10 protein-coding genes, 1 tRNA gene and 1 pseudogene are annotated in these 13552 nt (G+C 60.3%); 8 read left to right on the top strand and 4 right to left on the bottom strand.

What is annotated here, in order from left to right; translation table 11 throughout:
* The first annotated feature begins 89 nt into the window (after positions 1–89).
* Positions 90–869, top strand: a complete 780-nt coding sequence (gloB, locus tag FFS12_RS03980) for a hydroxyacylglutathione hydrolase (RefSeq protein WP_137885614.1) — start codon at positions 90–92, stop codon at positions 867–869.
* Between the two features lie 100 nt (positions 870–969).
* On the top strand, positions 970–2556 hold the full coding sequence (locus FFS12_RS03975; RefSeq protein ID WP_137885613.1) for a lytic transglycosylase domain-containing protein: 1587 nt from the start codon (positions 970–972) through the stop codon (positions 2554–2556).
* On the opposite strand, the pseudogene FFS12_RS20090 reads toward FFS12_RS03975, so the two are convergent.
* Positions 2553–2712, bottom strand: a pseudogene (locus FFS12_RS20090) (histidine kinase); the annotation flags it as partial. The gene FFS12_RS03975 and the pseudogene FFS12_RS20090 sit on opposite strands and share 4 nt — an antisense overlap.
* 117 nt (positions 2713–2829) lie before the next feature.
* On the opposite strand from FFS12_RS20090, the gene FFS12_RS03965 reads away from it, so the two are divergent.
* The 6 genes from FFS12_RS03965 to fabI are packed head-to-tail and all read left to right on the top strand — an operon-like array spanning position 2830 to position 11066.
* Positions 2830–4659: an extracellular solute-binding protein gene (locus FFS12_RS03965; protein ID WP_137885612.1), complete on the top strand. Its 1830-nt coding sequence runs from the start codon at positions 2830–2832 to the stop codon at positions 4657–4659.
* Positions 4656–6512, top strand: a complete 1857-nt coding sequence (locus FFS12_RS03960; RefSeq protein WP_137885611.1) for an extracellular solute-binding protein — start codon at positions 4656–4658, stop codon at positions 6510–6512. Before FFS12_RS03965 ends, FFS12_RS03960 begins: the two co-directional genes overlap by 4 nt.
* Positions 6513–7586 carry a microcin C ABC transporter permease YejB gene (locus FFS12_RS03955; RefSeq protein WP_137817120.1) on the top strand — a complete coding sequence of 358 codons (1074 nt, stop codon included), beginning with the start codon at positions 6513–6515 and terminating at the stop codon, positions 7584–7586. It abuts the gene before it with no gap.
* A gap of 1 nt (position 7587) precedes the next feature.
* Positions 7588–8619 carry an ABC transporter permease gene (locus FFS12_RS03950; RefSeq protein WP_137885610.1) on the top strand — a complete coding sequence of 344 codons (1032 nt, stop codon included), beginning with the start codon at positions 7588–7590 and terminating at the stop codon, positions 8617–8619.
* Between the two features lies 1 nt (position 8620).
* Positions 8621–10243 carry an ABC transporter ATP-binding protein gene (locus tag FFS12_RS03945; protein ID WP_171011805.1) on the top strand — a complete coding sequence of 541 codons (1623 nt, stop codon included), beginning with the start codon at positions 8621–8623 and terminating at the stop codon, positions 10241–10243.
* A gap of 28 nt (positions 10244–10271) precedes the next feature.
* On the top strand, positions 10272–11066 hold the full coding sequence (gene fabI, locus FFS12_RS03940) for an enoyl-ACP reductase FabI (RefSeq protein WP_137885609.1): 795 nt from the start codon (positions 10272–10274) through the stop codon (positions 11064–11066).
* 64 nt (positions 11067–11130) lie between these two features.
* Here the strand turns inward: fabI and FFS12_RS03935 are convergent, their stop codons facing one another.
* From FFS12_RS03935 to hupB, 3 genes are all read right to left on the bottom strand, one after another.
* Positions 11131–13005 carry a SurA N-terminal domain-containing protein gene (locus FFS12_RS03935; RefSeq protein ID WP_137885608.1) on the bottom strand — a complete coding sequence of 625 codons (1875 nt, stop codon included), beginning with the start codon at positions 13003–13005 and terminating at the stop codon, positions 11131–11133.
* 99 nt (positions 13006–13104) lie between these two features.
* A tRNA-Asp gene (locus FFS12_RS03930) sits at positions 13105–13181 on the bottom strand.
* Positions 13182–13234: 53 nt separating this feature from the next.
* On the bottom strand, positions 13235–13507 hold the full coding sequence (hupB, locus tag FFS12_RS03925) for a nucleoid-associated protein HU-beta (protein WP_003239952.1): 273 nt from the start codon (positions 13505–13507) through the stop codon (positions 13235–13237).
* Between the last annotated feature and the right edge of the window lie 45 nt (positions 13508–13552).

The raw sequence follows: 13552 nt of genomic DNA, 5'->3' as shown, positions 1-13552 counted from the left end.
AGCCTTGCTTGCGTGGCTGAACAAAAAACGCTTGGCGAGACAATTGCAGCCTAAGATGCGCCAATATGCTCAGCTTAGCGATTCAGACCATGATACAGATCGACGCCCTCCCTGCTTTCAACGACAACTACCTGTGGTTGTTACAAGAGACGACCAAACAGCGTTGCGCGGTGGTCGATCCAGGTGACGCGGCCCCGGTGCTGGCCTGGCTGGCCGCGCACCCGGGCTGGCAGCTCAGCGATATTCTGGTCACCCACCATCACTTTGACCACGTCGGCGGCGTCGAACGGCTCAAAGCCGCGACAGGCGCACGGGTGTTAGGCCCCGCCCAGGAAAACATCCCGGCCCGCGATATCGCCCTGCGTGAGGGCGATCAGGTCGAGGTGCTCGGCCGCCAGTTTCGGGTATTGGAGGTCCCGGGGCATACCCTCGGGCATATCGCCTACTACCATGCCGACCCGCAGCGACCCTGGTTGTTCTGTGGCGACACCTTGTTTGCCGCGGGTTGCGGCCGCTTGTTCGAGGGCACGCCCGAGCAGATGTACCACTCCCTCAGCCGCCTGGCCGCCCTGCCGGATGACACACAGGTTTACTGCACCCACGAATACACCCTCAGCAACCTGCGCTTCGCCCAGGCGGTAGAGCCGGAGAACCCCAGCATCGCCCAACGCCTGGCCGAAGTCAGCGCCTGGCGGGCTGCCGGGCGCATCAGCCTGCCGTCCAATCTGGCCTTGGAGCGGGCGACCAACCCCTTTTTACGCAGTAGCGAAACCAGCGTCATAGCGAAAGCCGACGAGCGGGACGGCGCCAGAAACCGGACACCGAGCGCGGTCTTCGCTAGCCTGCGGGCCTGGAAGGATCAGTTTTAAGGCCTTTGGCTACGGACCCGCGAGCCGGTTAAAACTTGACCACCTTGAGTACCCTTCCTAGAATCGCCCGACCTTTTCGCCTGGAATAACCTCCTAGCCAATGTCGTCATCAGCGCGCAAGACTCTCGATTTAGACGCATTGGCACGGGCCGCACGAACGCTTGTGGTGGTCTGCGCGGCGGCCCTCGCCGGCTGTCAGAACCTGGGCAGTAGCCGCGATGATGACCCCGGCCGCGACACCGATCTGGCGGTCGAGCTGCAACCGCAACCACATTCGCAATGGCTGACGGACACGCCTGAACCTGAAAAACCCCAGGACATCTGGGATCGGATGCGCGCCGGCTTCAAGCTACAGGACGAGATCGGCATCAACCCGCGCATCGAACAGCAGCGCCTGTGGTTTGCCAGCAAGCCCTCCTACCTTGAAAGCGCCAGCGGCCGGGGCAGCCTGTATATCCACTATGTGGTCGAACGCCTGGAAGAGCGCAACATGCCGCTCGAACTGGCCTTGCTGCCGGTCATCGAAAGCTCTTACAACCCCTTCGCCTATTCGCGCAGCGATGCTGCCGGCCTCTGGCAGTTCATCCCGTCCACCGGCCGCCACTTCAACCTGCAGCAGACCAGTTGGTACGACGGCCGCCGTGACATCACCGCCTCGACCAATGCGGCGATGAATTACCTCTCGCGCCTACATGAGATGTTTAACGGTGATTGGCTGCTCGCCCTCGCCGCCTATAACGCCGGCGAAGGCACCGTCAGCCGGGCCATTGAGCGCAACCAGAAACTCGGTCTACCGACCGACTACTGGAACCTGCCACTGCCCAAGGAAACCCAGGACTACGTGCCCAAGCTGCTGGCCTTGTCACAGCTGGTAATGGCGCCCGACGCTTACGGCATCGACCTCGACCCGATCGCCAACGAGCCGTATTTCGAGGTGGTCGAGATCAAGCAACGCATGGATCTGTCGCGCGTCGCCGCCATGGCCGATGTCGACGAGGATGAGCTGTACCAGCTCAACCCAGCCTTCAAGAAGCGCATCACCCTGGATGGCCCACAACAACTGCTGGTGCCCACGGAAAAAGCCGAACTGCTGGCCGCCAACCTGTCCATGATGAAGCCGCAAGAGCTGGTGGACTGGCAGGAATACCAGGTGCGCACCGGCGACAGCCTGCATGGCATCGCCAACCGCTATCACCTGACGGTGAACACCCTCAAGGAGATTAACCAGTTGCCGGGCAATCACCTGCGCGTCGGCCAGGTTCTCAGTATTCCCGCACAACCAGGGGTGAAACCTACACAACCGCTATTCCAGAACACCGCCCGCCGCGAAGAGGCGCCGCGCAGCTACCGCGTCAAGAACGGCGACAACCTGTGGCAAGTCGCCAAAGCCAACAATGTCGAGGTCAAAGACCTGCAGCGCTGGAACAAGCTCTCCGCCAACGGACTGAAGGCCGGACAGACGCTAGCGTTGCAAGGCAGCAAACCGGCGACGCGGAGCACCAGCAAAGGGCCTGCAAGCAAAGGGCGTGAAGCGATCACCTACTACAAGGTGCAGAAAGGCGACTCGATGTACCTGATCGCCAAACGCTTCAAAGTTGAGATGCAACACCTGAAAACCTGGAACCCCCGCACCAGTCACGAGCTCACACCCGGCCAGACTATTACCCTCTATCTCAGCGGCCGCTAACGCTGACTCAGCGCCTCCAGGCAGCGCCCAGTCAGCTGAGTGGCCCGCTGAAAAGCCATGCATGAACTGCTCATGTTTGGGCGCTCGCCCGGAAACCCGACTGTCGGCATACAGCTCGCTGATCTGCCGCGGCCCCGCCAGCAACGGCGCAATCCACTGTCGCCTTAGTGCCCATTTCCCCTGCCGCGGGGCTTACTCTTTTTCCTGCGGATACAAGCTGTTACTGTACCTACCAAGAAGCCCAAAGCCGCCACGGATCGGATCCCTCGCCTGATGCGTCCCCTCCTCTTGCTGTTCCTCAGTCTGGCCACGAGCTTTCCCGCTTTCGCAACCCTCAGCGAAAGCCACGGTTATGCCCAGTTCGGTGCACTCAAGTATCCCGCCAGTTTTACCCATTTCGACTGGGTCAACCCAGATGCGCCCAAAGCCGGCACCATCCGGGTAATGGCCTTCGGCACCTTCGATACGCTCAACTCCTACACGTTCAAGGGCAGCAGCCCATCGTCCACGCCCAATTTCCAGCAGTATGGGGTGACGGAGTTGAACGAACCGTTGATGGCCGGCACCGGGCAATACGACCCCTCCGGTGATGAACCAGCCTCCAGTTATGGCTTGATTGCCCAGTCGGTGGAATACAGCGAGGATCGCAGCTGGGTAGTGTTCAACCTGCGTCCTGAAGCGCGCTTTCATGACGGCAAGCAGATCACCGCCTACGACGTCGCGTTCTCCTACCGCCGGCTACTCAAGGAGGGGCATCCGCAGTACCGCACCAAGCTGCAGGAAGTGCAGCGGGTCGATATCCTCGGCCGTCAGCGCATCCGCTTCGTCTTCAAACGGGCCGGTAATCCCCTGCTGATCCTGCGCCTCGGCGAGCTACCGGTATTACCGCAGCACTACTGGAAAGACCGAGACTTCAAAGCCACCACCTTCGAACCGCCACTGGGTAGCGGACCGTACAAAATCACCAAAGTGCTACCCGGTCGCCAACTGCTGTTCGAACGGGTGAAAGACTGGTGGGGTGAGAAGTTGCCGGCCAACCGCGGCAAGTACAATTTTGACCGGGTCGAGGTGGAGTTCTACCGGGACAGCGATGTCGCGTTCGAGGCCTTCAAGGCCGGCGAATTCGATTTCTACATCGAGCACCAGGCAAAAAACTGGGCCAACGGCTACCGTTTCCCCGCCGTCATGCGCGGTGAGGTGATCCGCGCCGAGATCCCCCATCAAATCCCGACACAGACCCAGGGGCTGTTCATGAACAGTCGCCGCGCCACCTTTGCCGAGGGCAAGGTACGTGAGGCCATGGGCTTGATGTTCGATTTCGAGTGGACCAACCGCACGCTGTTCAACGACGCCTACACACGCGCCAAGAGCTACTACCCGAACAGCGAGTTCGCCGCCTTCGGCAAACCCGAGGGGCGCGAATGGCTGCTGCTCTCGCCCTACCGCAAGCAATTGCCCGCAAGCCTGTTTACCGAGCCCTTCAGCGTGCCGCAAACCGATGGGCGCGGCATCCCGCGGGAAACCCTGCGCCGCGCGCTGGGTCTATTAGCCGAAGCCGGCTGGAAACCCTCCGGGCAACGCCTGCTGAACAGTCGTGGTGAACCACTGCGCTTTGAGATTTTGCTGGTCAACCCGAACCTTGAGCGCATCCTCCAGCCCTATACCGAGAACCTCGCCAGCATTGGCATTCAGGCCAATCTGCGCACCGTGGATCGCGCCCAGTACAAACAGCGCCTGGACCAATTCGATTTCGACATGATTCTGATGACCCTGGCGCAAACCCTCAGCCCCGGCCTGGAGCAATGGCAGTATTTCCATTCCAGCCAGGTCGGTGTCAAAGGCAGCAAAAACTACGCCGGTGTCGCCCACCCGGTAATCGACAGCATGCTCGAGCAACTGCTGGCCGCGCAGTCCCGCGACGAACAGGTGGCGGCTGCTCGTGCCCTGGATCGCGTCCTGCTCTCACAGCACTACAGCATTCCCAATTGGTACCTCAACTATCATCGCCTGGCGTACCGCAACCGGTTCGCCTTCGTCACCACGCCGCCCTACACCTTGGGTTTGCGCGCCTGGTGGCTGAAGCCTACGGAGAACGCCCAATGACGAGCACTTTGCGCACCCTGCTGCACAGCAGCGGCGTCCTGCTCTTGAGCCTGGCCAGCCTCGGCCAGGCGGCGCCGAAACATGCCATTACCCTGTATGACGAGCCGGCCAAGTACCCGGCCGACTTCAAGCACTTCGCTTATGTAAACCCGGAGGCAACGAAAGGCGGCACCCTGCGTCTCGCCGGTAACGGTGGCTTCGACAGCCTCAACGCCTTCATCCCCAAGGGGGTTGCGGCGGATCAGCTCGGCCTGATCTACGACAGCCTGACCTATCACTCACCGGACGAGCCCTTTACCGAGTACGGTCTGCTCGCCGAAAAAATCGAGAAGGCGGCAGATGGCAGCCATGTGCGCTTCTATCTGCACCCGAAAGCCCGCTTCAACGATGGCACCCCGGTCACGGCCGAGGATGTGATCTTTACCTTCGAGACCCTACTCAAGAACGGCGACCCGCAGTACCGCAATTACTATGCGGACGTCGCCAAGGTGGTCGCCGAAAGCCCGCGGCGCGTGCGCTTCGACTTCAAGCATGCCGGTAACCGTGAACTGCCGCTGATTCTTGGCCAGCTGCAGATCTTGCCTAAACATTGGTGGGCCACCCGCGACTTCTCCAAGTCCAATCTCGAACCACCGCTCGGCAGCGGGCCTTACCGGATTACCTCCGTCGCCGCGGGGCGCACCCTCCGCTTCGAGCGGGTGAAAGACTGGTGGGGCAAGGATCTAGCGGCCAACCGTGGCTATTACAACTTCGACGCCATAGTCGTCGACTACTACCGCGACACGTCCGTGGCCCTGGAAGCCTTCAAGGCCGGCCAGTTCGACATGAATCTGGAGTATTCCGCCAAGGACTGGGCGACCGGTTACGACAGCCCAGCAGTGCGCGACGGCCGCATCATCAAAGAAGACATTGCCAACCACAACTCGGTGGGCATGCAGGCTTTTGCCTTCAATATCCGCCGACCGCTGTTCCAGGATCGCCGCGTGCGCGAAGCGATCGGTCTGCTGTTCGACTTCGAATGGTCGAACAAACAGCTGTTCTTCGGCTCCTACAAGCGCAACAGCAGTTACTTCGAAAACTCGGAAATGGCCGCCCATGCCCTGCCGGACGCCGAAGAGCTGAAGATTCTCGAACCCTTGCGCGCGCAGATTCCGCCGGAAGTCTTCAGCCAGGTCTACCAGCCGCCGGTCAACAATGGCGACGGCATCATTCGGGAACAGAAGCGTAAGGCCTATCAACTGCTGCTGGACGCCGGCTACCGCATCGAAAATGACAAGATGGTCGGCCCGGACGGCAAACCGCTGACGTTCGAGTTCATGCTCTACCAGACCAACATGGAGCGCATCCTGCTGCCGTTCATGCGCAACCTGGCCGAACTGGGCATCGACATGCAGATCCGCCGGGTCGACGCCTCGCAGTTCGTCAACCGCCTGCGCTCACGCGACTTCGACATGACCAACGCCACCTGGGGGCAGTCCAACTCGCCGGGCAACGAACAGCGCGAATTCTGGCACTCCAGCAGCGCCGACAGCCCCGGCAGCCGCAACTTCATCGGTCTGCGCGATCCGGCGATCGACCAACTGGTCGAGGGGGTCATTCGTGCCGACTCCCGGCAGAGCCTGATCAAGCACACGCGCGCCTTGGATCGCGTGTTGCTGTGGGGCCACTACGTGATACCCAACTACTACGTCGATACCTGGCGTGTCGCCCACTGGAATAAGTTTGGCCGCCCAGCCACCCCGCCCCGCTACGACTACGGCCTGATGACCTGGTGGCAAAGCAGCGAAACAGCCGATCCTGGCCCGCCACAGTCGCAAGCGCAGCCCCAACCAGCGCCCGAGGAAGCCGAATAAATGCTCGCCTATATTCTGCGCCGGCTGCTACTGATCATTCCCACCCTGTTTGGCATCCTGCTGATCAACTTCATCATCATCCAGGCCGCGCCCGGCGGCCCGGTGGAGCAGATGATCGCCAAGCTCGAGGGGTTCGAAGGCGCCACCAGCCGCATCGCTGGCGGCGGCGCGGAAGTGGCCGTAGCCGGCGCCAACTATCGCGGCGCCCAGGGCCTGGACCCCGAACTGGTGCATGAGATCGAGCGCATGTACGGCTTCGATAAACCGGCCCCCGAGCGTTTCTGGCTGATGCTAAAAAGCTACGCGCAACTGGACTTCGGTGAGAGCTTCTTCCGCGATGCCAAGGTCACCGACCTGATCATCGAGAAGATGCCGGTGTCCATCTCCATCGGGCTGTGGAGCACCCTGATCATGTACCTGGTGTCCATCCCGCTGGGGATCGCCAAGGCCACCCACCACGGCAGCAGCTTCGACGTCTGGACCAGCTCGGCGATCATCGTCGGTTATGCGGTCCCGGCCTTCCTGTTTGCCATCCTGTTGATCGTGCTATTCGCCGGCGGCAGCTATTTCGACTGGTTCCCGCTCAGGGGGCTGACCTCGAACAACTTCGACGAACTCAGCCTCGGCGGCAAAATCCTCGACTATTTCTGGCACCTGGTGCTGCCGGTAACCGCTTTGGTGATCGGCAACTTCGCCACCCTCACCCTGCTGACCAAGAACTGCTTCCTCGACGAGATCAACAAGCAGTATGTGGTTACCGCCCGCGCCAAGGGCCTCTCCGAGCGCCGCGTACTCTACGGCCATGTGTTCCGCAATGCCATGCTGCTGATCATCGCCGGCTTCCCCTCGGCCTTTCTCGGCATGTTTTTCACCGGTTCGCTGCTGATCGAGGTGATCTTCTCCCTCGACGGCCTCGGCCTCTTGAGCTTCGAGTCGGCGCTGAACCGCGACTATCCGGTGGTATTCGGCACCCTCTTCATCTTCACCTTGCTGGGACTGATCGTGAAACTGATCGGCGACATCACCTACACCCTGGTCGATCCGCGCATCGACTTCGAAAACCGGGAGGGTTGAGATGGCTATCACGCTCAAGCTGTCTCCACTCAATCAACGCCGCTTCGCACGCCTCAAGGCCCACAAGCGCGGCTGGTGGTCACTCTGGCTGTTCCTCGGACTGTTTGTCCTCAGCCTCGGTGCCGAGCTGATCGCCAACGACAAACCGCTGGCGGTGCATTACGCCGGCGAGTGGTACTTCCCGGTCCTCAAGCGCTACCCGGAGACCGCTTTCGGTGGCGAATTCCCGCTGGAAGCCAACTACAAGAGCCCGTATATCAGTGAGCTGATCGCCGAGAAGGACGGCTGGATCCTGTGGCCGCCGATCCCCTTCGGCTATTCGAGCATCAATTACGACTTGAAGGTGCCGGCCCCGGCGCCACCCTCGGCACAGAACCTGCTGGGCACCGACGATCAAGGCCGCGACGTGCTCGCCCGGGTGATCTACGGCTTCCGTATCTCGGTGCTGTTCGCCCTCACGCTGACCCTCCTCAGCTCGATCATCGGCGTGATCGCCGGCGCCCTGCAGGGCTTCTATGGCGGCTGGGTCGACCTGCTCGGCCAGCGCTTCCTCGAAGTCTGGTCGGGGCTGCCGGTGCTGTATCTGCTGATCATCCTCGCCAGCTTCGTGCAGCCGAACTTCTGGTGGCTGCTAGGCATCATGCTGCTGTTCTCCTGGATGAGCCTGGTCGATGTGGTACGCGCCGAGTTCCTCCGTGGGCGCAACCTGGAATATGTCCGCGCGGCCCGCGCGCTAGGGATGCAGAACGTTGCCATCATGTTCCGCCACATCCTGCCGAACGCGATGATCTCGACCATGACCTTCATGCCGTTCATCCTCACCGGCGCCATCGGCACCCTGACCGCCCTGGATTTCCTTGGCTTCGGCCTGCCTCCCGGCGCGCCTTCGCTGGGCGAGTTGGTCGCCCAGGGCAAATCCAATATGCAGGCTCCTTGGCTGGGGATCAGCGCCTTTGCCGTGCTGGGACTGATGCTGACCTTATTGGTGTTTATCGGCGAAGCCGCACGCGATGCCTTCGACCCGAGGAAATAAGATGGCCGAGAATCTGCTAGCCGAAAATTTGATTGAAGTGCGCGATCTGGCCGTCGAGTTCGTAATGGGCGGGGAGGCACAGCGGGTTGTGGAAGGCGTTAGCTTCGATATTCGTCGCGGCGAAACCCTGGCCCTGGTCGGCGAGAGCGGCTCGGGCAAATCGGTCACCGCCCATTCGATCCTGCGCCTACTGCCCTACCCGCTGGCCCGTCACCCTTCGGGCAGCATCCACTATGCCGGTCACGACCTGCTCAAGCTCAACGAGAACAAGCTCCGCGGCATTCGTGGCAACCGCATCGCCATGATCTTTCAAGAGCCGATGACCTCGCTCAATCCACTGCATAGCATCGAGAAGCAGGTCAACGAGGTGCTCGCCCTGCACAAGGGCCTGAGCGGCAAGGCCGCCACCAAGCGCACCCTGGAGCTGCTGGAGCTGGTCGGCATCCCTGAGCCACACAAACGGCTCAAGGCCTTCCCCCACGAGCTCTCAGGCGGTCAACGGCAACGCGTGATGATCGCCATGGCCCTGGCCAACGAGCCGGAACTGCTGATTGCCGATGAGCCGACTACTGCGCTGGACGTCACCGTGCAGTTGAAAATCCTCGAACTGCTCAAGCAATTGCAGGCCCGTCTGGGCATGGCACTGCTGTTAATCACCCACGACCTCAATCTGGTCAGGCGAATTGCGCATCGGGTATGTGTCATGCAGCGCGGTCGGATCGTCGAACAGGCGTCATGCGACGAACTGTTCCATGCGCCACAGCATCCCTATACCCAGGAATTGCTTGGCGCCGAACCCAGCGGCGAGCCGGCAGCCAACCCTGCTGGCGCACCACTGTTAGAAGTCGATGACCTGCGGGTGTGGTTCCCGATCAAGAAAGGGCTACTGCGCCACACGGTCGATTACGTGAAAGCGGTGGACGGCATCAATTTCAGCCTGCCTCAGGGCCAAACACTGGGCATCGTCGGTGAAAGCGGTTCCGGTAAATCCACCCTGGGTTTGGCCATCTTGCGGCTGCTTGGCAGTCAGGGCGCCATCCGTTTTCAGGGCCAGGCGTTGAACGGTCTGTCGCAACACGAGGTTCGCCCACTACGGCGGCAGATGCAGGTGGTGTTCCAGGACCCCTTCGGCAGCCTCAGCCCACGCATGTCGGTGGGCCAAATTGTCGGAGAAGGATTGCGCATCCATAAGATGGGCACTGAAACTGAGCAGGAACAGGCAATAATCGATGCACTCCTGGAGGTGGGTCTGGATCCGGAAACTCGGCACCGCTACCCCCATGAGTTTTCCGGCGGGCAACGGCAGCGGATTGCCATTGCTCGGGCATTGGTGCTGAAACCGGCGCTGATCTTGCTGGATGAACCTACTTCGGCGCTCGACCGCACGGTCCAGCGCCAGGTGGTGGAGCTACTGCGATCCTTGCAGAGCAAGTACAACCTGACTTACCTGTTCATCAGCCATGACTTGGCAGTGGTCAAGGCGCTCAGCCACCACTTGATGGTGGTCAAGCAGGGTCAGGTAGTTGAACAGGGGCCGGCAGAGGCTATCTTCGCCGCGCCACAGCACATTTATACACAGCAGTTGCTGGAAGCCGCTTTTATGGCGCCAGTGGCTGCCGATTAATCCTTGAAAGCAGGAAGAGGAATAACACATGGGTTTTCTCGCCGGTAAGCGCGTACTGATCGTCGGTGTCGCCAGTAAACTGTCCATCGCATCCGGCATCGCTGCCGCCATGCATCGCGAGGGCGCAGAACTTGCCTTCACCTACCAGAACGACAAGCTCAAAGGTCGTGTCGAAGAGTTCGCCGCAGGCTGGGGTTCCAGCGCCGAGCTGTGCTTCCCGTGCGACGTGGCCAGCGACGAAGAGATCGCCAAGGTCTTCGAAGCGCTGAGCAAGAAGTGGGACGGCCTGGACGTGATCGTCCACTCGGTCGGTTTCGCCCCGGGCGATCAACTGAACGGCGACTTCACCGAAGTCACCACCCGTGAAGGCTTCCGCATTGCTCACGACATCAGCGCCTACAGCTTCGTCGCCCTGGCCAAAGCCGGCCGCGAAATGATGAAAGGCCGCAACGGCAGCCTGCTAACCCTGTCCTACCTGGGCGCCGAGCGCACCATGCCGAACTACAACGTCATGGGCATGGCCAAAGCCAGCCTGGAGGCCGGTGTACGCTACCTGGCCGGCAGCCTTGGCCCGGAAGGCACCCGCGTCAACGCCGTCTCGGCCGGCCCGATCCGCACCCTGGCTGCTTCCGGCATCAAGAGCTTCCGCAAGATGCTCGCCGCCAACGAGGCGCAGACTCCGATGCGCCGTAACGTGACCATCGAAGAAGTCGGCAATGCCGGCGCCTTCCTCTGCTCTGACCTGGCGTCGGGCATCAGCGGCGAAATCATGTACGTGGACGGTGGCTTCAACACCACCGCCATGGGCGCTATCGAAGACTGATAAACGCTGCAAACGAAAAAGGCCGCTCAATGAGCGGCCTTTTTCTTGGGCAACGAACGCGCGCTTAAAAGCGCTCGATCTTCGCCTTTGCTTCCAGCTGGCTGCGGAAGGCAGCGAAATCCTGCTGGCCACTGCGCGAAGCCAAGAAACGGCGATACATGCCCTTCTCCTCGTCGCTCAGCGCCTCTTCCGGCTCACTGACACCTTTCAGCTGCAGCAACACGTAATCGCCATTGCCCAGCGTCACACCCACAAAGCTAGGTTTGTCGGCGCCTTCAGGTTTCGGCATGCGGAACAGCGCTTGCAGCACGACAGGCTCAACGCCTTCCTGGCTGCGCGTCGCCGCCTCCACAACCTTCCAGGCCTGACCGTCCTGAGCCTGCGCAACCGGCGTTTTGCCTTCACGCAGACTGCCGAGCAACGCCTGGCCTTTAGCTTCAACGGCTTCGCTAGCACGCACCTTAGCCAAGTGCTCGCTAATACTGGCGGCAACCTGCTCGAGCGGCAACTGTTGAGGCTTTTTGTGCTCTTTGGCGCGCAAGATCACCACCGTATCGGGATCCAGCTCGATAGCCCCACTATTGGCGCCCTCTTCCAGCACTTCAGGGCTGAACGCCGCCTGAATAACCTGGCGGTTAGCCGTCAGACCTTCGCCCCCCTCACGACCGAAAGCTGCGCTGGTCTTGACTACCAGCCCTTGCTCTTGCGCAGGCTGTGCCAGGTCGGAGGCCTCGAATGCAGAGTCTTCCAACTCTTTCGTCACTTCGACAAAGCGCTGCTCAACTTGCTGCGCTTTCAGCTCACGCGTCAGCTTATCTTTCAAACTGGCAAAGCTTGGGACTTCCGGAGCCTGTACGCCCAGCAGCCTGATCAGATGCCAGCCGTATGTGCTGCGCACTGGCGCGGATACTGCATTCTCCTGCAAGGCATAGAGCGCTTCTTCGAAGGCTGGATCGTAGACACCTGGGCCGGCATAACCAAGGTCACCGCCATTGGCAGCAGAGCCAGGATCTTGGGAGAACTCTTTGGCCAGCGCCGCGAAATCCTCACCTTGGGCCAGGCGTTTTTTGACTTCTTCGATCTTCGCCTTGGCCTGTTCGTCGCCCTGCTTATCGTTGACCTCAACTAGGATGTGCGCAGCTTGACGCTGCTCAGCCAGGTTGGAAATTTCCTTCTGATAGAGTGCCTGCAGGTCTTCGTCTTTGACTTCAACCTTGTCGAAGAAGGCATCCTTTTTCAGCTCAATATACTCGAGCACCACTTGCTCTGGGCTCATGAACTGGTTGGCGCTCTCGTCGTAGTAAGCCTTGATCTCATCATCGGTGAGCGTCACGACTTTGGCATCAGCCTTGAGGGTCAGGGTAGCGAAATCGCGGGTCTGCTTCTCAAGGCGGGCAAAGGCCTGAACCTCATCGTCGGTCACGAAGCCGCTACCAGCCAGCCCGGCACGCAGTTGGCCGATCAGCATTTCCTGCTCAAGCATCTGGCGGAACTGCAGACGGGTATGACCCATCTGGCGAATGACTTGATCGAAGCGATCCGAGCTGAACTTGCCATCCACCTGAAACTCCGGCGTTTGCAAAATCAGTTGATCGATAGCCGGTTGGGAGAAGGCGAAATCTGAATTTTTAGCACCTTGCAGCAGCAGCTTACGCTCGATCAGCCCCTTGAGGGCCGCTTCGCGTAGTAGTTTGTCGTCAAGCAACGAGGCATCAAAATCTTTGCCAAGCTTTTGCATCAACTGACGACGCTGCATTTCCACCGCCTGACTCAGCTCGCTCTGGCTGATTTCTTCGCCGTTAACGTCGGCGGCACTCTGGCGGTTACCCGTGGCATTGAAGATAGCGTCGAAGCCCGTCAGCGCCATCAAGGCGACGATGACACCGATAATGGTCTTGGCAATCCAGCCTTGTGAATTGTCCCTGATGTTCTGCAGCATGCGTCCCCCAGAAACGACCGTACTGAAATAAGCGGCCGTGGCGCGTGGGTAGAATCCGGATAGAAGAAAGGCGCACCCGAGGATGCGCCTTCTCGTAACTGGCGGAGCGGACGGGACTCGAACCCGCGACCCCCGGCGTGACAGGCCGGTATTCTAACCGACTGAACTACCGCTCCGCTGCCTGATCAGGAGTGACCCTGACCTGGATGGGCAAAGGCCCAAAAGACGCTTAGTTAACGGCGTCTTTCAGAGCTTTACCAGCTTTGAAACCTGGGATCTTAGCAGCAGCAATGCTGATCGGCTTACCAGTCTGCGGATTGCGGCCAGTGCGAGCTGCACGCTCTTTAACAGCAAAGGTACCGAAGCCAACCAGTACTACAGAATCACCAGCCTTCAGAGCGCCAGTGACGGATTCGATTACTGCGTCCAGCGCACGGCCAGCGACAGCTTTCGGGATATCAGCAGATGCGGCGATAGCATCAATCAGTTCCGACTTGTTCACTCTAAGTCCCCTTATTTCTGTTTGAGTTTATTTCTTAATTTTGGG

This window comes from Pseudomonas sp. 2FE (assembly GCF_005503735.1).
GTDB lineage: Bacteria > Pseudomonadota > Gammaproteobacteria > Pseudomonadales > Pseudomonadaceae > Aquipseudomonas.
Note: the sequence above shows the minus strand (reverse complement) of the source record. Positions and strands in the feature narration are given on the sequence as shown.

What these genes read in the sequence shown, in the direction of transcription:
- gloB (WP_137885614.1), top strand. Translation starts at nt 90, where the DNA reads ATGATACAGATCGACGCCCTCCCTGCTTTCAACGACAACTACCTGTGG.
- FFS12_RS03975 (WP_137885613.1), top strand. Translation starts at nt 970, where the DNA reads ATGTCGTCATCAGCGCGCAAGACTCTCGATTTAGACGCATTGGCACGG.
- FFS12_RS03965 (WP_137885612.1), top strand. Translation starts at nt 2,830, where the DNA reads ATGCGTCCCCTCCTCTTGCTGTTCCTCAGTCTGGCCACGAGCTTTCCC.
- FFS12_RS03960 (WP_137885611.1), top strand. Translation starts at nt 4,656, where the DNA reads ATGACGAGCACTTTGCGCACCCTGCTGCACAGCAGCGGCGTCCTGCTC.
- FFS12_RS03955 (WP_137817120.1), top strand. Translation starts at nt 6,513, where the DNA reads ATGCTCGCCTATATTCTGCGCCGGCTGCTACTGATCATTCCCACCCTG.
- FFS12_RS03950 (WP_137885610.1), top strand. Translation starts at nt 7,588, where the DNA reads ATGGCTATCACGCTCAAGCTGTCTCCACTCAATCAACGCCGCTTCGCA.
- FFS12_RS03945 (WP_171011805.1), top strand. Translation starts at nt 8,621, where the DNA reads ATGGCCGAGAATCTGCTAGCCGAAAATTTGATTGAAGTGCGCGATCTG.
- fabI (WP_137885609.1), top strand. Translation starts at nt 10,272, where the DNA reads ATGGGTTTTCTCGCCGGTAAGCGCGTACTGATCGTCGGTGTCGCCAGT.
- FFS12_RS03935 (WP_137885608.1), bottom strand. Translation starts at nt 13,005, where the DNA reads ATGCTGCAGAACATCAGGGACAATTCACAAGGCTGGATTGCCAAGACC.